General features: G+C 75.4%; 14 protein-coding genes. 3 read left to right on the top strand and 11 right to left on the bottom strand.

Annotation, left to right across the window (positions count from 1 at the left end):
* Nucleotides 1-18: 18 nt before the first annotated feature.
* The 4 genes from EDJALFJO_RS27800 to gatC are packed head-to-tail and all read right to left on the bottom strand — an operon-like array spanning nt 19 to nt 5,911.
* A complete protein-coding gene (locus tag EDJALFJO_RS27800) occupies nt 19-2,406 on the bottom strand; it encodes a bifunctional diguanylate cyclase/phosphodiesterase (RefSeq protein ID WP_088289577.1) in 2,388 nt (795 codons plus the stop codon).
* A 36-nt stretch (nt 2,407-2,442) separates the two neighbouring features.
* Complete coding sequence (gatB, locus tag EDJALFJO_RS27795; protein WP_088289576.1) at nt 2,443-4,020, bottom strand: Asp-tRNA(Asn)/Glu-tRNA(Gln) amidotransferase subunit GatB; 1,578 nt, start codon at nt 4,018-4,020, stop codon at nt 2,443-2,445.
* The gene (gatA, locus tag EDJALFJO_RS27790) at nt 4,017-5,615 is read right to left on the bottom strand and encodes an Asp-tRNA(Asn)/Glu-tRNA(Gln) amidotransferase subunit GatA (protein WP_088289575.1); all 1,599 of its coding nucleotides are present in this window, start codon (nt 5,613-5,615) and stop codon (nt 4,017-4,019) included. Before gatA ends, gatB begins: the two co-directional genes overlap by 4 nt.
* Complete coding sequence (gene gatC / locus EDJALFJO_RS27785) at nt 5,615-5,911, bottom strand: Asp-tRNA(Asn)/Glu-tRNA(Gln) amidotransferase subunit GatC (protein ID WP_088289574.1); 297 nt, start codon at nt 5,909-5,911, stop codon at nt 5,615-5,617. Before gatC ends, gatA begins: the two co-directional genes overlap by 1 nt.
* Before the next feature lie 288 nt (nt 5,912-6,199).
* On the opposite strand from gatC, the gene EDJALFJO_RS27780 reads away from it, so the two are divergent.
* Both EDJALFJO_RS27780 and EDJALFJO_RS36580 read left to right on the top strand, forming a co-directional pair.
* Nucleotides 6,200-7,810, top strand: coding sequence for a flippase (locus EDJALFJO_RS27780; RefSeq protein ID WP_158220592.1), 1,611 nt, complete (start codon nt 6,200-6,202; stop codon nt 7,808-7,810).
* A gap of 628 nt (nt 7,811-8,438) precedes the next feature.
* Nucleotides 8,439-9,818 (top strand): phosphotransferase, encoded by a 1,380-nt coding sequence (locus EDJALFJO_RS36580; protein ID WP_369812583.1) that lies wholly within the window; start codon nt 8,439-8,441, stop codon nt 9,816-9,818.
* Nucleotides 9,819-9,824: 6 nt separating this feature from the next.
* Here the strand turns inward: EDJALFJO_RS36580 and ligA are convergent, their stop codons facing one another.
* Nucleotides 9,825-11,990, bottom strand: a complete 2,166-nt coding sequence (gene ligA, locus EDJALFJO_RS27770) for an NAD-dependent DNA ligase LigA (RefSeq protein WP_088289571.1) — start codon at nt 11,988-11,990, stop codon at nt 9,825-9,827.
* 82 nt (nt 11,991-12,072) lie between these two features.
* On the opposite strand from ligA, the gene EDJALFJO_RS27765 reads away from it, so the two are divergent.
* Nucleotides 12,073-12,330, top strand: coding sequence for a hypothetical protein (locus EDJALFJO_RS27765; protein WP_088289570.1), 258 nt, complete (start codon nt 12,073-12,075; stop codon nt 12,328-12,330).
* A 23-nt stretch (nt 12,331-12,353) separates the two neighbouring features.
* On the opposite strand, the gene EDJALFJO_RS27760 is transcribed toward EDJALFJO_RS27765, so the two are convergent.
* The 6 genes from EDJALFJO_RS27760 to EDJALFJO_RS35855 form a co-directional block, all read right to left on the bottom strand.
* Nucleotides 12,354-12,776 carry a VOC family protein gene (locus tag EDJALFJO_RS27760; RefSeq protein ID WP_088289569.1) on the bottom strand — a complete coding sequence of 141 codons (423 nt, stop codon included), beginning with the start codon at nt 12,774-12,776 and terminating at the stop codon, nt 12,354-12,356.
* A gap of 4 nt (nt 12,777-12,780) precedes the next feature.
* Nucleotides 12,781-13,650, bottom strand: coding sequence for an AraC family transcriptional regulator (locus EDJALFJO_RS27755; protein WP_233150078.1), 870 nt, complete (start codon nt 13,648-13,650; stop codon nt 12,781-12,783).
* A 51-nt stretch (nt 13,651-13,701) separates the two neighbouring features.
* A complete protein-coding gene (locus EDJALFJO_RS27750) occupies nt 13,702-14,442 on the bottom strand; it encodes a response regulator transcription factor (RefSeq protein WP_088289568.1) in 741 nt (246 codons plus the stop codon).
* A complete protein-coding gene (locus EDJALFJO_RS27745; RefSeq protein ID WP_158220591.1) occupies nt 14,439-16,238 on the bottom strand; it encodes a histidine kinase in 1,800 nt (599 codons plus the stop codon). The genes EDJALFJO_RS27750 and EDJALFJO_RS27745 overlap by 4 nt, the downstream gene beginning before the upstream one ends.
* A 295-nt stretch (nt 16,239-16,533) precedes the next feature.
* Entirely contained in the window at nt 16,534-18,444 is a 1,911-nt protein-coding gene (locus EDJALFJO_RS27740; protein ID WP_233150077.1) for a serine protease, read from the bottom strand.
* A 299-nt stretch (nt 18,445-18,743) separates the two neighbouring features.
* Nucleotides 18,744-19,670: methionine synthase (locus EDJALFJO_RS35855; protein ID WP_143448832.1), on the bottom strand; the 927-nt coding region annotated here is incomplete at its 3' end.
* Nucleotides 19,671-20,014: the final 344 nt, after the last annotated feature.

Here is a 20,014-nt window from a genome sequence, read left to right as displayed (position 1 = left end):
CAGATGGGCCGGCCCGGCTCAGGCGCTGCGCCGGCCGAGCCCCGGGCTGCCGGGCGGGACGACGGCCACGGGGCGGGCGGCCGCCGCGACGAGCTCGGCGGCCGGGACGGCGCCGCCGTACATCGAGCCCTGGCCGAAGCCTGCGCCGAGCCGGGTGACGAGCTCGGACACGACGGAGGAGCCGATCCCCTCGACGACGACCTGGACGCCGAGGCTGCGGCCGAGGTCGAGGACGGCGGTGGTGATGGCCCGGGCCTGCGGCTCCTCGACGAGCGAGGCGGTCAGGGACCGGTCGATCTTCAGCACGTGCACGGGCAGCCGGCGCAGGTAGCCGAGCGCCGAGTAGCCGGTGCCGAAGTCGTCGATCGCGATCGTCACCCCCGAGTCGGCGAGCCGGCGCAGGGTCCGGACGGCGGGCGAGTCCTCCTCGATGAAGACCGCCTCGGTCACCTCGACGACGAGCGCCGCAGGCGGGACACCGTGCGCGGACAGCGCCTCCGCGACGACCTGGTGGAAGCCCGGGACCCGCAGCTGGAGCGGTGACACGTTGCAGCTGACCCGGATCCCGAGCCCGTGCAGGTCGTGCCGCGCCACCTCCGCGAGGGTGCGGTGCAGGACGAGCTCGCCGAGGGCGACGACGAGGCCGGACTCCTCCGCCACCGGGATGAACTCGCCCGGGTCGACGACGCCGAGCACGGGGTCGGTCCAGCGGGCGAGCGCCTCGGCGCCGCTGATCCGGTCGCGGTTGAGGTCGACGATCGGCTGGAAGGCGACCTCGACGCGCTCCTGCGAGATCGCGGCCCGCAGCCGCTCCTCGACGAGCAGCCGGCGGTGCCGCACCCGGGCGGCCTCGGCGTCGAAGACCTCGACCCGGTCCCGGCCCAGCCGCTTGGCCGTCCGGAGCGCGGCCCCGGCGGACGACAGCGCCGCGAGCGGGTCGGACGACTCGAGCGCGGAGCCGGGCGCGACCCCGGGCCCGGCGACCGCGGCGATGCCCACGCTCGCCGAGACGCTGAGCCGGTCCACCCCGGGGACGTCGCCCGCGGCCTGCCGGACCGCCGCCACGAGCCGCCCGCCGAGCGTCTGCGCGGTCCGCACGTCCGCCGCGACGAGGACGGCGAACTCGTCGCCGCCGGCCCGGCTCACGAGCGAGCCCGGCGGCACGGCGGCTCCGATCCGGTGGGCAGCGGCCTCGAGGAGCCGGTCCCCGGTCGGGTGGCCGAGGACCGCGTTGACCTCCTTGAAGCCGTCGAGGTCCACGGACAGCAACGACCACTCCTCCTGCGGGCTGACGGCCGCGAGCCGCAGCTCCAGGGTGCGCCGGTTCGGCAGCCCGGTGAGGGGGTCCGTCGTCGCCTCCTCGTGGAGCCGCTCGACGAGCCGGCTGCGCATCCGGGTGTTGAGCCACTCCCGGCCGGCCAGGACGAACAGCGCGACGACGACGAACCACAGCGACACCGGGTCGGCCTGGAGCGTCGTGGAGACGATGACGAGGACGACGCCGAGCGCGAGGAGGCCGAGCGCGGTGTACGTCGTCACCACGACGACGCGGGCGTCCGGCTCGAGCTCGGCCGCGGTGCCCGCACGGGCCCGGGAGCCCCTGGCGTCCTCCGGCCGGTAACGGAGCAGGCCCAGGGCCAGGAGCGGCCAGGCCAGGCACCACAGCATCGCGCCCTGCCAGGGCCACGCCTCCCCGTGGAGGATCGTGTGGAGGGTCACGAGGTCGCCGACGGTGTAGCAGCCGACCCCGACGGACACGAGCAGCATGTTGCGGTCGAGGTCCCGGATCCCGATGAGGAACGACAGGGCCGTGACACCGACGTCCGCGAGCATGACGACGACCGCCGTCACGGTGTCGGGTCGCAGGGCCACCCGGCCGTCGGTCGAGAAGATGTGCAGGAACGCGAACTGCCAGACGAGCAGGGCGGCCGTCACCGAGATGAGGGCGGAGTCGACCGGCAGCCGCCAGCGCGCGGCCGGGTCCGACTGCGGACGGCGCCCGGCGCCGCGCCGCGGGATGAGCAGCGCCCCGACGAACGCCAGCGGCGCCGCGAGCAGGGACAGCAGGTCACCGGCGGTGGGGAACGACGGCGTCCCGTTGATCGCGATGATCCCCTGGACCGCCTGCCCGACCCCCCAGACGGTGACCGCCCAGCCGAGCCAGCGGCGGAACGCCTGGTGCGGCCCGGCGCCCCACGAGCGGACGAGGAGCACCGGACCGCTGAGCAGGGCGGTGAGCCCTGCCGTCGAGGTGCCGACCGGCGTCGCGAGCGGCGACCCGGCCAGGCCGAGCAGGCCGACCAGGGCCGCCGCGACGACGGCGAGCGGGACGAGCGCGAGCGGTGCGGAGGCGAGCGGTACCAGCACGCTGACCCGGCGAAGGGTCACGCTGGTCGGCCACGCCACAGAATCCCCCACCTCTCCCGGCGGGGCCCGCGGGGATCAGCTCGTCGTCACGTCCGTCGTGCTGTCAGCGGGGGCCAACCGCTCGGTCAAGAGAGCCTTGACCTTAGCGGCATCGGCCTGGCCACGCATCTGCTTCATGACGGCACCCACGAGCGCGCCGACCGCCGCGACCTTGCCGCTGCGCACCTTGTCCGCAACGTCCGGGTTGTCGGCGATCGCCTGGTCGACGGCGGCCCCCAGCGCGCCGTCGTCCGACACGACCCGCAGGCCCCGGCTCTCGACCACGTCGGCCGGCTCGCCCTCGCCGGCGAGGACGCCCTCGAGCACCTGCCGGGCGAGCGAGTCGGTGAGCGTGCCCGCGTCGACGAGCCCCTGGAGGGCCGCGACCTGGGCCGGGGTCACGGGCATCGCCGCGAGCTCCACGCCGTCCGCGTTGGCCCGGCGGGCCAGCTCGCCGCTCCACCACTTGCGGGCCGCGGCCGGGGCCGCGCCGGCGGCGACGGTCGCCTCGACGAGCTCGACCGCGCCGGCGTTGACGAGGTCGCGCATCTCGAGGTCGGCGAAGCCCCAGTCGGCCTGCAGGCGCCGGCGGCGCTGCGGCGGCGGCTCGGGGAGCGTGCCGCGCAGCTCGTCGACCCAGGCCGGGTCCGGCGACATCGGCACGAGGTCGGGCTCGGGGAAGTAGCGGTAGTCCTCGGCGTCCGACTTCTCCCGGCCGGACGTCGTGATGCCGGTGTCCTCGTGCCAGTGCCGGGTCTCCTGGACGATCCTCAGGCCGGCGGCGAGCCGCGCGGCGTGCCGCGTCATCTCGTACCGGACGGCGCGCTCGACGCTGCGCAGCGAGTTGACGTTCTTCGTCTCGCTGCGGGTGCCGAGCGGGACGGCGCGCTGCTCGGCCGACCCGGGCGCGGTGCCCGGGACCTTCGCGCGCAGCGAGAGGTTCGCGTCGCAGCGGAGCGACCCCTGCTCCATGCGGACGTCGCTGACGCCGAGGGCGCGCAGCAGGTCGCGCAGGGCCGAGACGTACGCGCGCGCGATCTCCGGCGCCCGCTCCCCCGCACCCTCGACCGGCTTGGTGACGATCTCGATGAGCGGGATGCCGGCGCGGTTGTAGTCGACGAGCGAGTGGTCGGCGCCGTGGATCCGCCCGGTGGAGCCGCCGACGTGCGTCGACTTGCCCGTGTCCTCCTCCATGTGGGCGCGCTCGATCTCGACCCGGAAGGTGCTGCCGTCGTCCAGCTCGACGTCGAGGAAGCCGTTGAACGCGATCGGCTCGTCGTACTGCGACGTCTGGAAGTTCTTCGGCATGTCCGGGTAGAAGTAGTTCTTCCGCGCGAAGCGGCACCACGTCGCGATCTCGCAGTTCAGCGCGAGGCCGATCCGGATCGCCGACTCCAGCCCGCGGGCGTTGAGCACCGGTAGCGCACCGGGCAGGCCGAGGCACACCGGGCACACCTGGGTGTTCGGCTCGGCGCCGAACCCGGTCGGGCAGCCGCAGAACATCTTCGTCGCCGTGTTGAGCTCGACGTGCACCTCGAGCCCGAGGACGGGGTCGTAGGCCGCGACGACGTCGTCGTAGGCCAGCACGGCCTCGGTGGTGTCGGTGACGGTCATCGGGTCGCTCCGTTCGCCGCGGTCGCCAGTGCTGCCGAGAGGTCCGGGACGCGGTCGAGGACCGACCCGCCCCAGCGCGCGGTGAGGATCGCCTCGAGCGCGCCGCCGACCCGGTAGAGCCGGTCGTCGGCACCCGCGGGCGCGAGGATCTGCAGCCCGACGGGCAGCCCGTCCTCGTCCGCGAGGCCGCTGGGCAGCGACATCCCGGGGACGCCCGCGAGGTTCGCCGGGATCGTCGCGACGTCCTGCAGGTACATCGCGAGCGGGTTCTCGAGCTTGTCCCCGAGCGGGAACGCCGTCGTCGGCGAGGTCGGCGAGACGAGGACGTCCGCCTGGCCGAAGGCCGCCGCGAAGTCGCGCTGGATGAGCGTGCGGACCTTCTGAGCGCTGCCGTAGTAGGCGTCGTAGTAGCCGGACGACAGCGCGTACGTGCCGAGGATGATCCGGCGCTTGACCTCGTCGCCGAAGCCGGCCGCCCGGGTCGCGCCCATGACCTGCTCGGCCGTCGGGGCCGCGACGCCGCCGGGCTCGACGCGCAGGCCGTACCGCATGGCGTCGAACTTCGCGAGGTTGCTGCTCGCCTCGCTCGGGAGGATCAGGTAGTACGCCGCGAGCGCCACGGCGAAGCTCGGGCAGCTCACCTCGACGACCTTGGCGCCGGCCTCGGTGAGCACCGCGAGCGACTCCTCGAAGCGGCGCAGGACGCCGGCCTGGTAGCCGTCGCCGGACAGCTCGCGGACGACGCCCACGGTCACGCCGTCGAGCGAGCCGGTCGCACCGGCCCGGGCGGCGGCGACGACGTCCGGGTACTCGCCCGTCAGCGACGTCGAGTCCATCGGGTCGTGCCCGGCCATGACCTGGTGGAGCAGCGCGGTGTCGAGGACCGTCCGGGCGCACGGCCCGGCCTGGTCGAGGCTGCTCGCGAGCGCGACGAGGCCGTACCGGCTCACGGCGCCGTACGTCGGCTTGACGCCGACGGTGCCGGTGACCGACGCGGGCTGCCGGATCGAGCCGCCGGTGTCGGTCCCCGTCGCGAGCGGGGTCTCGAACGCCGCGAGCGACGCCGCGGAGCCGCCACCGGAGCCGCCGGGGATCCGGTCGAGGTCCCACGGGTTGCGGGTCGGGCCGTACGCCGAGTGCTCCGTCGAGGAGCCCATGGCGAACTCGTCCATGTTCGTCTTGCCGAGCACGACCATCCGGGCCGCCCGGATGTTCGCGACGACGGTGGCGTCGTACGGCGGCACCCAGCCCTGGAGGATCCGGCTGCCGCAGGTCGTCGGCAGGCCGCGGGTCGCCATGACGTCCTTGACGGCGATCGGCACGCCGGCCAGCACCGGGAGGGTCTGCCCCGCGGCGCGGGCGTCGTCGACCGCCTTCGCGTCGGCGAGCGCGTTCTCCGCGCAGACGTGGAGGAACGCGTGCACGGCCTTGCCGGTCGCGACCCCGTCGGCGTCGCGGGTGCCGTCGACGGCGGCGATCCGGTCGAGGTGCGCCTGCGCGACCTCGACGGCCGAGACCTCGCGGGCCGCGAGCGCCTGCGCGAGGCCGGCCGCGGTGGCCCGGGTCAGGTCGGCCGGGAGCGTCGTGCCGGTCATCAGTCCTCCTCGAGGATGCGCGGGACGCGGAACCGGCCGGCCTCGGCGGCGGGCGCACCGGAGAGCGCCTCCTCCTGCGTGAGGCAGGGCCGGGGCTCGTCGGGGCGGGTCACGTTCGTCAGCGGCATCGGGTGGCTCGTCGCGGGGACGTCCTCACCCGCGACCTGGGTGACCGTCGCCACCGCGTCGAGGATGACGTCGAGCTGGGCGGCGAGCCGGTCGAGCTCGTCGGGCTGCAGGTCGATCCTGGCCAGCATCGCGAGGTGGGAGACCTCCTCGCGCGAGATGGCGGACATGCACTCTCCCGAGTAACGGTTGGGGGGCTGCGGCGGCGACGCCGCATGACACCGCGAGTCTAGAACCCGCAAGGGGGTCGCTCCGTCCGCGTCCCCCGCCGAACGACCGCTACACCCCGCAGTGCAGTGATCGCGCAGCGTCCGCGCACAACCGGTCGTTCGGACGACGATCTCGGTGAACCTGGGATGACCTGGGGGCGAACGTCCTATTCTCGCCGGTCAGGAGGGGGTCCGGTGGTTGCCCGTCGGGGGTGGTGGTCGGGCTCCGGGGAATCCGGAGAACAGGACGTGACGACGACAGGCACGGAGCAGCCCGCGCAGGCGGGGGCAGGCGCCACGGCGCCCGCCTCGGCCGAGGCGCTCACGCGCAAGCAGCTGCGCGGGTCGAGCCTGCTCCTGGTCGGCAAGGCGATGGCGATGGCCGTCACCTTCACGATCCAGGTGATGATCGTCAACCACCTGACGAAGAACGACTACGGCGCCTTCGCGTTCGCCCTCACGTTCGTCACGCTCGGCCAGACGCTCAGCTCCTTCGGTCTCGACCGCGCGGTGACGCGGTTCCTGCCGATCTACAGCGAGCGCGGCGAGTGGGGCAAGGTCTTCGGCACGCTCTTCCTCGTCTTCGGCTGCGTCGCGACGTTCGGCGCCCTCGTCGTGACCGTCGTCCACCTCACGTCGGGGAGCGTGGAGTCGGGCCTGCTCGGCGGCCAGGGCTCCGACCGGGTGCTCGCCGTCCAGCTGCTGCTCGTGCTGGCGTTCATGGCCCCGATCGAGGCGCTGGACGACCTCATCGAGGGCGTCACCGCGGTGTTCGCGAGCGCCAAGGTCATCTTCTTCCGCAAGTACGTGCTCGCCCCGGCGCTGCGGCTGTCGGTCGTGCTGAGCCTCGTGCTGACGGACGGCGACGCGCACCACCTCGCGGTCGGGTACGTCGTCGCGAGCATCCTCGGCTTCCTGATCTACGTGTCGGCGCTGCTGCGGGTCCTGCGCAAGACCGGGATCCTCGCCCGGTTCCGCCGCGGCGAGGTCGTCGTGCCGCGCCGCGAGATCCTCGGCTTCACGCTGCCGCTGCTGTCGTCCGACCTCGTCATGATCGTCATGACGACGGCCGACACGTTCCTGCTCGCGCGGTACGGCGGCACCGAGGACGTCGCGGCGTACAAGGCCGTCGTGCCGCTCGCGCTGCTCAACTCGTTCGTGCTGCAGAGCTTCACGCTGCTCTTCACGCCGTCCGCGAGCCGGCTGTACGCGCGGGGCGACACCGAGGGGATCAACGCCCTGTACTGGCGGACCGCGCTGTGGGTCGCGCTCCTGACGTTCCCGGTCTTCGCCGTGACGTTCTCGCTCGCGCAGCCGGTGACCGAGCTGCTCTTCGGCGAGCGCTACGCGAGCTCGTGGACGATCCTCGCGATCCTCGCGGTGGGCTACTACTTCAACGCGGCGCTCGGGTTCAACGGGCTGACGCTCAAGGTCTACGGCCGGCTCAGGTACATCGTCGGCATCAACGTCGTGGCCGCCGCGGCGTGCGTGACGTTCAACATGCTGCTCATCCCGCGGTACGGCCCGCTCGGCGCGGCGATCGGCACGTGCTCGGCGCTCGTCCTGCACAACGTGCTGAAGCAGGCGGGCCTGCTGCTCGGCACCGGCGTCTCGCTCTTCGACGGCGGCTATCTCATGTCGTACGTCTCGATCGTGACCGGGGCCGGCCTGCTGTTCGCGCTCGCCTGGCTGCTGCCCGACGACTTCGGCCTCACGAGCCCGACGATCTGGGTCACCCTCGTCGCCACCGTGGTCGTGGTCCTCGCCCTGTTCGTGCTGAACAGGCGCCGGCTGGCCATCGACGAGACGTTCCCGGCGATCCTCAAGGTGCCGGTCCTCGGCCGGCTGCTGTCGAGCTGACCGCCGATGGTTCTCGAGGTCACCCGCGCGGCGAGGTACGTGCCCGGCACCAACCTGCGCTCGGTGGCGACCGGGGCCAGCTGGCTCTACGCGCTGCCGACGCTCGACCTCTCCTGCGTCGTCTGCCTCGGCACACCCGGCTCGACCACGCTGACCGGCCTCGCCGGCCGGGCCGGGCGCGTCGTCGTCGTCGAGCCGGACACCCGCGAGCGACGCCGGGCGACCGCCTGGGTGGGCCGGCACGCCGCGGACGGCCCACCCAGGCNGGGTGGGCCGGCACGCCGCGGACGGCCGGGTCGAGGTCGCCGCGTCGGCGGCCGCGGTGCCCGACGGTGCCGCGGCGCTCGTGGTCCTCGGGCGGGCGGCGGCTCGCCGCGTGGCGGTGGACGGCGGCCGCGGGGCCGGGCGCCCCGACGGCCCCCTCGCCCAGCTGCGGCGGCTGCTCGCCCCCGGCGGCGTCGTCCACGCCGACCTCGGCGTCGGCCCGGCGCCGCACGGGCTCGAGGCCGCGCTCGCCGGGGTCGCCGGCGGGGTCCGGCGGACCTGGGTCACGCCGTCGCGCGGCGAGGTCCGGACGGCAGCCCCCGACGGCGACGACGCGGCGACGACCTTCCTCCTCGAGCAGGGGATGTCCGGCCGCTCCGTCGACCTCGCCGACCTCAAGCGCATGCTGCGCCGCCGGCTCACCGAGCGGGCCGAGGGCGCCGGCCCCGCCCCCGCGGGTCCGGCCACGGGACCGCCCGCCGCGAGCGGGCCCGCGACGACCTCACCGACGACGCCGGCCATCACGCCCGTGGTCACGACGGCGGTCACGACGGCGGTCACAGCCGCACCCGTCCCGTTGCGGCCGCCGGGCGGGCGCCGGCTCGGTGCCCTGCGCGGCCCGGCCCAGCGCTCCCTCGAGGGAGTGCAGCGGCTCGTCGACCGGGCCGAGCGCGTCGTCGTCGGCAGCGGTCCGCTCGGCCGGATCGGACGCCGGCACACGCTCGTCGGGGCACCGCCGGACGTCCTCGGCGACGGGCCGCCGCGCTACCTCGTGGACGTCGCGGCCGCCGCGGGCGTCGACGTGCGCGGGATGCGCTGGGGGCTGGCCGCCCCGGGCGAGTACGGCAGCCGCAAGGTCCTCGTCCTGCTCTTCGGCCCGCGCCCGGACGACCCGCTGTCCTGCGTCGTCAAGCTGACCCGGGACCCGGTGCTCAACCCCCGGCTGGACAACGAGTTCGCCGGCCTGCGGCTGCTCGCCGAGCGCGACGTCGCGAACGTGCCGCGGGCGGTCTTCCACGGCCGGCACGCGGGCCTGACCCTGCTCGGGCAGAGCGCGATGGACGGCCGTGCGTTCGACGCCGTCACCTCGCGCGCCGCCGACTGCCCGCAGCTCCTCGACGCCGTCGACTGGCTGACCGCCCTCGGCTCCCGGACGGTGGCCCGCGGCACGGCCCCGGACGCCGTCCGTGAGGCCGCCGTCGACCTCACCGAGCGGTTCTGCACCCTCTACGGCTCGGACGCCGCCGAGCGCGCCGCCCTGCTGGGGCACGCCGAGGCGCTCGGGGCGCAGCCGGTGCCGGTCGTCGTCCAGCACGGCGACCTCGGCACGTGGAACCTGCGCGTCGACGCGGCGGGCCGGACCGTCGTCCTCGACTGGGAGGCGATCGAGCCCGCCGGGCTGCCCCTGCTCGACCTGTTCTACCTGGTCCGGACCTTCGCACTGCTCTCCGCCGGCCCCGGCCGCGACCACGACCGGGGCTTCCGGCGGGACCTGCTCGAGCCGGGCCCGCTGCACACGACCCTCGCCGGGACGACCCGCCGCTACTGCGAGGCCGTCGGCGTGCCCGCGGCCGCCGTCGAGCCGCTGTTCGCACTGACCTGGGTGCACCGCGCGGTCAAGGAGGCGACCCGGCTGCGGCCCGGCCGGCTCCAGCACGGGCAGTACGTCAACGCGCTCCGGGCGACGCTCGCCCGGCCGGAGGCCGCGCGAGCCCTCGCCGGCCGCACCGTCTCCGCCGGCTGACCCGCCTCAGCTCTCCTCGGTGTCCGGCGGGCGGACGGCGTCCGGGCCGCCCGCGAGCAGCGCGACGAACCCTGCCTCGTCGAGGATCGGCACCCCGAGCTTCTCGGCGTTCTCCGCCTTGCTGCCGGCGTTCTCGCCGACGACGACGAAGTGCGTCTTCTTCGACACGCTGCCGGACGCCTTGCCGCCGCGCGACAGGATCGCCTCCTTCGCGCCGTCCCGGCTGAAACCTTCGAGCGAACCGGTGACGACGACGGTGACGCCCTCGAGGGTCCGCGGCGTCGAGGTGTCGGCCTCGTCCTGCATCCGCACCCCGGCCGCGGCCCACGTGTCGACGACCTCGACGTGCCAGTCGACCGTGAACCAGTCCTTGATCGACTCGGCGATGACCGTGCCGACCCCGTCGACGGCCGCGAGCTCGGCGACCTCCGCCTCCCGGATCCGGGCGAGCGACCCCATCGCCTGGGCGAGCGAGCGCGCCGCGCTCGGCCCGACGTGCCGGATCGACAGCGCGACGAGCACCCGCCACAGCGGCCGGGACTTCGCCTCCTCGAGGTTGGCGAGCAGCTTGGCGCCGTTCGCGCTGAGGCCGCCGTCCTTGCGGGTGTACTGCGGCACCCCGAGCAGCTTCTCGGCGTCGAGGTCGAACAGGGTGCCCTCGTCGGCGAGGACGCCGGACTGCAGCAGGGCGACGGCGCCCTCGTAGCCGAGCGCCTCGATGTCGAACGCGCCGCGGCCGGCGAGGTGGAACAGCCGCTCGCGCAGCTGGGCCGGGCAGGTACGGGCGTTCGGGCAGCGGATGTCGGCGTCGCCCTCCTTCTCGTACGCCAGCTCCGTGCCGCACTCGGGGCAGTGCGTCGGCATGACGAACTCGCGCTCGGTGCCGTCGCGGGCCTCGACGACCGGGCCGACGATCTCGGGGATGACGTCGCCTGCCTTGCGCAGCACGACGGTGTCCCCGATGAGCACGCCCTTGCGCCGGACCTCGCTCGCGTTGTGCAGCGTCGCGTTCTCGACGGTCGAGCCGGAGACGAGGACCGGCTCCATGACCCCGTACGGCGTGACCCGGCCCGTGCGGCCGACCCCGACCCGGATGTCGAGGAGCCGGGTGTTGACCTCCTCCGGCGGGTACTTGTACGCGATCGCCCAGCGCGGCGCCCGGCTCGTCGACCCGAGCCGGCGCTGCAGGCCGACGTCGTCGACCTTGACGACGACGCCGTCGATCTCGTGCACCTGGTCGTGCCGGTGCTCCCCCGTGCTCGCGACGTACCCGACGACCTCGTCGACGGAGCGCACCACGCGGTAGGAGTCGCTCGTCGGCAGCCCCCAGGCCCGCAGCAGGTCGTAGGCGTGCGACTGGCTGAGGATGTCGAAGCCGCGACGGGCCCCGATGCCGTGCACGAGCATCCGCAGCGGCCGGGTCGCGGTGACCCGCGGGTCCTTCTGCCGCAGCGACCCGGCGGCGGCGTTGCGCGGGTTGGCGAACGGCGCCCGGCCGGCCTCGACGAGGCTCGCGTTGAGGTCGGCGAACGCCGCCGTCGGGAAGAAGATCTCGCCCCGGACCTCGACGAGCTCCGGGTGCGGCACCTCCCCCGCGGAGAGCACCTGCGGGACGCCCTCGATCGTGCGGACGTTGAGGGTGACGTCCTCCCCCGTGCGCCCGTCGCCGCGCGTCGCCGCCCGGACCAGGCGACCGTTCTCGTAGAGCAGGTTGATCGCCAGGCCGTCGATCTTGAGCTCGCACAGCCACGCCGGCTGCTCGCCCTCGGGGAGCCCGGAGTCGCGGATCGCCCGGTCCGCCCAGGCCCGCAGCTCGTCGGCGCTGAACGCGTTGTCGAGGCTGAGCATCCGCTCGAGGTGGTCGACCGGCTCGAACTCCGTCGACCATGTGCCGCCGACGTTCTGGGTCGGCGAGTCCGGCGTCCGCAGGCCCGGGTGCGCCGTCTCCAGTGCCTCGAGCTCGCGCAGCAGCACGTCGTACTCGGCGTCCGAGACCGTCGGGGCGTCCCGGACGTAGTACGCGAACTGGTGCCCGCGGATCTGCTCGGCGAGGTCGGCCCAGCGGTGGCGCGCGTCGTCCGGCACCGGTGCCTGCGCCGCCCCGGCCGCCCCTGCCGGGACCGCCTCCGCCGCGACGTCGCTGTCCTCGCTCACCTGGCTCACGGCGGTCATCCTGCCCGATGCCGGTGACAGTCTCAGGTCGGCGCCCGGACGGCGGATCAGGATGCGGCGCCGCCGGGCCGATCATCGATCGGTGAGCACGTTCACGACACGCCTCGACAAGGTCGTCGACGCCCTGGGTGCGACCGCGCACGGCCTCGGCTGGGCGCTCTACCTGGCCGAGTGCGTCGTGAGCGCGCTCGCCGTCCTCGCCGGGGTCGTCGTCGCCGCCCGGTGGACGCCGTGGGGCTGGACGCTCGCCGCCCTCGCCGCCGGCTGGCTCGTCGGGCTGCTGCGGCACTGGTGGAAACCGCTCGTCTACGGGCCGGTCTTCTACTGGTCGTGGTACTGACGGCAGCGGACCCACGGCGGCGCTCAGCCGAGGCGGGGCTCGCCGCGGTAGGTGCCGAAGGACCAGAAGTTGCCCTCGGGGTCGGCGTAGGCGACCTCGCGGGAGCCGTAGTCGGTCTCCCGCGGGCCGTACAGCGTCTTCGCACCGGCTGCCGTCGCCCGCGCATGGAGCGCGTCGACGTCGTCGGTGACGACGTAGACGCCGGCGGTCCCGGGCGGCCGCGACCAGTCGTCGTCCGCGCCGCGGTCCCCCGCGGAGCCGAGCATGACCCCGCCGCCGGCCGGCCAGGTGAGCTGGGCGTGGAAGACCTGGTCGCCGTCCGCGAAGACCGCGGTCTCCTCGAAGCCGAAGGCTGTCACGAGGAAGGCGATCGCGGCCCGTGCGTCGGTGCACCGCAGGGTGGGCCAGACCGTCGGGGCAGGGGCAGGGTTCGTGGCTTCGCTCATGGCCTCAGCCTGCCGGGTCGCCGGGGTGCGGTACTTGGACGTTTCGGAGCTCCTCGGCGAGCCACACGGACGGCGCGCACCCGGCGAGCGCGCGGAACTCGCGGTCCAGGTGCGGCTGGTCGTAGTAGCCGTGCGCGACGGCCGCGTCGGCGAGCCGGGGCGTGCCGGCGCCGTCCGCGGCACCGGCCTGCAGGGCCCGCCGGACCCGGTCGAACCGGACGACGCGCGCCGCCTGCTTCGGCGACAGACCGACGTCGAGCCCGAACCGGTGCGCGAGGTGGCGGGGCGTCCAGCCGACGGCCTCGGCGAGCGCGGCGACGTCCGTCCGGCCGCCGGACTCCTGGAGCAGCCGCCACGCGTGCCGGACCTGCCGCGGGGGCAGCGGGTCGCGCGGGCCGGCCGCGAGGCGGCGCAGCAGGGCGGCGTCGAGGGCGGCGAACCGTGCGGCCCACGTGCGCGGCGCGCGGACGGCGTCGAGCAGGTCGCCCGTGCCGGCCCGGCCCACGACGGCGTCGACGCCCAGGTCCCGCATGGCGAGCTCGCCGGCCGGTACCCCGAGCAGCGCCCGGGCGCCGAACGGGGTGAGCGCCACCTGGACGCCGGACTGCCGCCCGTCGTGCCGGATCGTCGCCGGCGCCGTGTGCAGCCCGCCGACGAGGGCGTCGAACCGGCCGCCGGGCTGCGCCGGGTCCGGGTGCGCGGCCATGTCGAGCGGGTCGTCGAGGGTGAGGATGAGCGTCAGGTGCGGCGACGGCAGCCCGCGGTGCAGCGCGGGGGCGACACCGCGCTCGCGGTACCCCACGTAGTGCGCGACGAACGGGCGCAGGGCGGGGTGCGGCAGCGCACCCGCCCCCTCGCTCACCGCGCCGTCCACGGGACCACTGTGCCCGGGCGCGGGGCGCGGCGTCACCCCCGGGGAGCGGCGTCACCCCCGGGGAGCGGCGTCACCCCCGCGGAGCGGGTCCGGCGTGCGGCCGGCCCCGCCCGGGACGACGACGCCGCTCTCGTAGGCGAGGACGACGGCCTGCACGCGGTCGCGCAGGCCGAGCTTGGCGAGCACCCGACCGACGTGCGTCTTGACCGTCTCCTCGCCGACGACGAGCCGGGCCGCGATCTCGGCGTTCGACAGCCCCTCGGCGACGAGCACGAGCACCTCCCGCTCGCGCGGCGTGAGCACGTCGAGCACGGCGGACACCGGCCGGGCCGGGGAGCCGCCGGGCCCGGGCAACGCGGCGAACGCGGCGACCAGGCGGCGGGTCACCGACGGCGCGAGCAGCGCCTCGCCGGCCGCGACCACCCGGACCGCCTCGACGAGCGCGGCCGGAGTGCAGTCCTTGAGCAGGAACCCGCTGGCGCCGGCGCGCAGCCCGGCGAAGACGTACTCGTCGAGGTCGAACGTGGTCAGCACGAGCACCCGGGGCGACCCGGCGGCCCCCTCCGCCGCCGGGTCGCCGCCGGTGATCCGCCGAGTCGCCTCGATGCCGTCCAGGACCGGCATCCGGACGTCCATGAGGACGACGTCGGGCACCAGCCGGCGGGCGGCGTCCACAGCCTGCTCGCCGTCCGCGGCGTCGCCGACGACCTCGATCCCCTCGTGCGCGGCGAGGATCGCGGCGAAGCCGACCCGGACGACCGGCTGGTCGTCGACGACGAGCACCCGGATCACGCGGACGCCTCGCTCGGACGGCGCAGCGGCAGCAGGGCGACGACGACGAACCGGCCGTCCGCCGGCCCCGCGGTGAACGTCCCGCCGACCGCGTCGACCCGCTCCCGCAGCCCGACCAGTCCCAGCCCCGGGCGGCCGTCGGCGACGGAGCCCGCCGCCGGTGGGGTCGACACCGGGGTCGACACCGCGACCCGCAGCGTGCCGTCGTCCGTCGTCAGGCCCACCGTGACCTCCTGGCCCGGCGCGTGCCGCCGGGCGTTGCTCAGCGCCTCGCGGACCACGGCGTGCGCCGCGATCCCGGTGGCGGCAGGGACGTCCGCGACGTCGACCAGCCGCTCGAGGGCAGCCCGGTCGAACGCGACCCGGGCCCCTGCGTGCCGGGCCGCCGCGACGAGCCCGGCGACGTCGGCCAGGGTCGGCTGCGGTGCCCGCTCGGCCCCCTCGCCGTCGGGGCGGCCGAGCACCCCGAGGACGTCGCGCAGCTCGTCGAGCGCGCGGCGGGACGTGGTCGCGATCTCGCCGAAGGCGTCCCGGGCGGCGGCCGGCAGGTCGGGGACGACGTACGGCGCCGACTCCGCCCGGACCGTGACGAGCGAGACATGGTGCGCGACGACGTCGTGCAGCTCGCGGGCGATCCGGCTCCGCTCCGCGGTGGCCGCCTCGCGGCTCACGGCGCTCTCGAGCCGGTCCCGGTCGGCGAGCCAGCGGGTGACCAGCCACGCCCCGGTGACCGCGAGGACGGGCAGCACGACGGCGACCGGCAGCCCCTGGGCCAGCACCGCCCGGAGCGCCTCCGCCGGGCCGAACCCGACGTCGTCGCCGAGCAGGCGGGGCAGGTTGAGGTCCCTCACCATCCCGGTGGTCTCGTCGGCGGTCGCCAGCGCCGCGGTCACGACCGTGGCGGCGACCAGGACCGGCGCTGCCCGCCGGAACACGGCGCCGGTCCCGGCCGCGGCGCCCGGCCGGGCGGTCAGGGCGCGGGCGAGCACGAACAGCGACGCCGTCGTGGTCGCGGTGAGCGTGGGCAGGGACAGGAGCGAGCCGTACAGGGCGTACCCGACGAGCAGCCCGTGCGCCCCGGCGGCGACGGCGAAGCCCGTCCGCGGGAACCACGGCGACAGCGCCGCCGCCGCCAGGGACACGCAGAGCAGCCCGAGCGCGAGGGCGGCGCCGGTGGACGACAGCAGGGTCTCCCGGTCGGTCGACAGCCCGAGCCACGGCCCGGAGAACAGCGAGGCGTACCGCAGGGCGGTGACCCCGACGACGCACGCGACGACGAGCGCCTCGGGCGCGGTGACGGCCGGCGACCGCCCGAGGAAGGTCCAGGCGGGCGCCGCCTCGGGGACGGGACGCCGCGGCACCGCGAGGCCCACGAGCACGGCGAGCAGCCCGGGGACCGCGTACAACCAGGCCGTGTCCGGCAGGCCGGGCAGCGGGATCTCCAGGTTGTCCCACTGGTTCGTCGGCGGGAGCAGCGCGCCGAGTCCGAAGAGCGCGACGAGCGTGCCGAGGCCGGCCGCTCCCCCGCGGCGGTCGGCCCGGGCGACGAGGACGAAGGCCCAGACGGCGGCGACGAAGGTGCCTGCCGGGACGACCGCGGTCGCGCCGCTCACCGCCAGCCCGGCGGCCGCCAGCCCGGCCGCGGGGCGCGGCGCCCAGCCGGCGAGACCGAGCGCCGAGCAGGCCAGCACGAGCCCGGCGACCCGGAGCGGCGCGACGGGGAAGCTCTGGACCCGGGCCGCGATCCCGAGCGTGACGACGAGCAGGACGAAGGCGCCGACGCTGGCGCGGGCCACGGCGCGGGCCGGCAGCCGCCGGTGCAGCCGGCCGCGCCACCCGCCGTACGGCGGGGGTGCGGGAGCGCTCTGCGCGCTCCTTGGCAGGGGTCCGGTTCCGGCGGAAGCCACAGCAGACGATGTCATGATCCGCAGCCTTCCCGCGGGGACCACCCGTCGTCGTCACCCGTGCCGGGGATCTTCCGGGTGCCCCCGGGGAGGGACGGGACGCGCGCCACGACGGACGACCGGCCCGCCCCGGGTGCGGGACGGGCCGGTCAGGTGCCGGGTCACGGGGATGTCCCCGGCACCGGTCTCAGGCGGGCGGCTGCCCCTGCGACGGCGCGGGCCCGTCCGCGTCACCCTGCTGCGGTGCGACGAACCCGGGCTGCACGGACTGCACCTGCGGCACAGGCTGCGCCGGCGGCTGAGGTGCGTACTGCTGGACCGGCTGCTGCGGGTACTGCTGGCCGACCGGGGGCTGCGGCGCGTACTGCTGGCCGACCGGGGGCTGGTACTGCTGCGGCGCGTACTGCTGCTGGGGTTGCTGCGGCTGCGCGTACTGCGGCTGTCCCTGCTGCGGGTACTGCGGCTGCTGGTACTGCGGCTGGGCCGTCGGCTGTTGCGTGTACTGCTGCGGCGGGTACTGCTGCTGGCCGTACTGCGGCTGCGCGTAGGGCTGCTGGGGCTGCTGCCCCGCCTGCGCGAACTGCTGGCCCTGCGGGGCGTACCCCTGCGCCGCACCGACGAGCTGCTGCGGTGCCGCCTGGACCGGTGCCTGCCCGGCCGGGCCGCCGCCGCGCCCCTTGCGTCCGCGACGCAGGAGCAGCACGAGCAGCGCGACGCCCAGCAGGACGACGACCCCGACGACCCCGGCGACGAGCAGGAAGCCCATGCCGCTCGGTGTCCGGTCCTGGCCCGAGCTGATCGCCGTCTGCGACTTGGTGACGAACTCCTGCGCGTACGGGTGGCCCGGGTACAGGTTCGCGACCTGCTGGAACTGGGGCAGCGCCCGCTCGTAGTAGTGCTGGTAGTACGACTCGAGCGCGGTGTTGTACATCGTCGTCGTGTCGCTCGCCGTCGGCTTGATGTTGCTCTGGTTGAGCTTCTCGGTGACGACGCTGATCGGCAGCACCCACTGCTGGCCCTCGACGGTCTGCCCGGTGCCCGGGTCGATCGAGCCCGCCACGAGGATGCCGACGACGTCGCCCGCCTCGTCCATGACCGGGCCGCCGCTGTTGCCGTGCCCGGCGGGCGCCTGGGTCTGGAAGTACGGCACCCCGGCGGTGTTCGACTTCACCGCGCTGATCGGGCCCTCGGTGACGGCCGGCTGCACCTCGGAGTCGGCGGACATCCCGGCGTAGAACGTCGACGCGCCGGTGTACCCGGCGACGTAGAGCGTCGAGCCGGCGGTGACGTCCGCGTCCTTGCCGACGGGCAGCGTGGGCAGGTGGGTCTGACCGTCGACCTTGAGGACGGCGACGTCCTTGCCCGGGTACGCCTCGCCCTTCGAGATCACCTCGACCGGCACGCCCTTCTGCCCCTTGCCGAAGCCCGGCAGCGCGACGCCGATCTGCGCGCTCAGCTGCTGCTGGACGCCCCCGAGCTCGAGGTACTTGGCGTCCCAGGCCTCGATGCCCTTGGCGAGCTTGGCGACCTGCTTGTCGGTGAACTTCATGCCGCCGCCGGACTGCAGCTCCTTGACGTCCTGCTCGACGAAGGTGTCGAGCGCGGACGCCGCGAACGCCTGGACGAGCTCGTCCTGCGGGGTGTCGACGACGTGCGCGGCGGTGACCATGTAGCCGTCGGGGGTGACGACCCACCCGGTCCCGACGTAGCCGACCGACGCCTTCGTCGTCCGCATCGTCTTGCTGGGCTTGAAGTACGTCGTCGTGTTCTCGGCGATCTCGTCGACGAGCGCGTCGACGACGGCGGCCTCGGTGCTGTCGACCGCACCGACGAGCACCTGGGCCTCCAGCCGGGTCACGAGGCGCTGCAGCGCGACGTCGTCGACGACGACCTCCGGGACGGCGACCTCGGCGGTGTAGTAGTTCGAGATGAGCTGGATCCCCGGGTAGGCCCGGTCCGCGATCCGCGTGGACTGCTTGACGCCGGGCGCCTTCTCGGTCGCCGAGGCGGGTGCCACGGTGCCGAGCAGCACCGAGGCTGCGACCAGGGCCACGGCGCCGGCGCGCCGACGGTGGTGAGGGGTTCGTTGTCCGGACACGGTGCGCTCCTGCTCTCCGGACCGGCTGCGCGACCGAGGGCCCCGCGCGTCAGGCCGGTCGGCCGTCGTGGTAGCGCGAGCGTACGGACGCGGCGGCGTCTTTCGTTGCCGCGCAACGGTTTTGTGGTGCTACCACCACCTCGACGGGGGTGCTGCGACGGCGCATGCACCCGGGAGCGTCCCGGGGCTGTAGTGCCACCACCACCATCCGGCGACGATGCGACCGGCCCGAACGGCCCGGCCGGCCGGGTCAGTCCGCGGCGGCGCGCTCGGCGAGCGCCTCCCAGCCCGCCAGGCCNCGCTACCACGACGGCCGACCGGCCTGACGCGCGGGCCGCGGCCGGGGTCGTCCCGGCGAGCCCGCACGCGGGGGTGAGGACGACGGACGCCGCGTGCTCCGGCCCGAGGCCGATCCGGCGCCAGCGGGCCCAGACGACGTCGGCGAGGGCACCTGCGGACGACGTCGGGGCGGCGAGGTCGGCGCCGGCACCCACGACGCCGGCCCACAGCGCGGTCCCGCGGTCGACGGCCTCGCCGAGCGCCTCCCAGCCCGCCAGGCCCAGGCGCGGCAGGTCGATCGCCAGCGCGTCGGCGGTGGTCCGGGCGAGGACGGCGAGCGGCACGTCGTCCGCGCAGCAGTGCAGGGCCGTCGCCACGGCCCCGGCACCGGTCGCGGCGGCGAGGACGACGTCCAGCGCCTCGACGGCGGTGCTCTCCTCGACGGCGCGCAGCCGGCCGAAGCCGCTCGCGGTGGGCAGCCGGCCGAGCAGGACCGCGGGCAGCGACGGCTCGTCGACCTGGACGACGACCTCGGCCCCCGGGACGAGCCGGCGCACCTCGGCGACGTGCCGGGACACCCCTTCGGCGAGGCTCGCGGTGATGTCGCGGGCGGCGCCGGGGTCGACGACGGCCCGTTCGAGACGCTGCAGGTGGAGCGACGCGGCGAGCGTCCACGGGCCGGCGACCTGGACCTTGAGCGGCCCCACGTACCCGTCGGCGACCTCGGCGAGGACGTCGAGGTCCTCCCGGAGGTAGCCCTGGGCCCGGCTCAGGTCCCGGCCGGGGTGGTCGACGAGCCGCCAGCCGGACGGCTGCAGGTCCACGGGCATGTCCACGAGCAGGACCGCGCCCCGGCCGATGATCTCCGAGCCGGCCCCGCGACCGGGCAGCTCGGGCAGGTAGGGCAGGTGCGGCGGCTCGCCGAGCTCGCCGAACGTCGTCCGCATCGTGTCCAGGACGTCGCCGCCCGGCCAGCTCCCGACCCCCGTCGCCCGCCCGGGCACCGCATCCAGCACGCTGCGAGCCTATGCGCTCCGCGCCCCGCCCGCGGACGCAGCGGCGTGAGGGCGCTGCGCCGGCTCGCGCGCGCCACAGCTTCGCCGTAACTCGCCGACACGCCGGAGCCGGCTCGGTGTGTCGCCGGGTAACGGCGGTCCTGTGGCGCGTGCCCTGCTCTGCCATCACCAGCGAGCCGGCCCGGCGACCATCGAAATGTCGTGGCACGCAGCGCCGGGGACGGGGAGCATCGGGGGATGCCACCGGTCGACCCCGCCCCGTCCCCCGCCGTGGA

The sequence above is a fragment of the Kineosporia sp. A_224 genome (genome assembly GCF_002198655.1).
GTDB lineage: Bacteria > Actinomycetota > Actinomycetes > Actinomycetales > Kineosporiaceae > R-H-3.
This window is presented reverse-complemented; position numbering and strand designations above follow the sequence as displayed.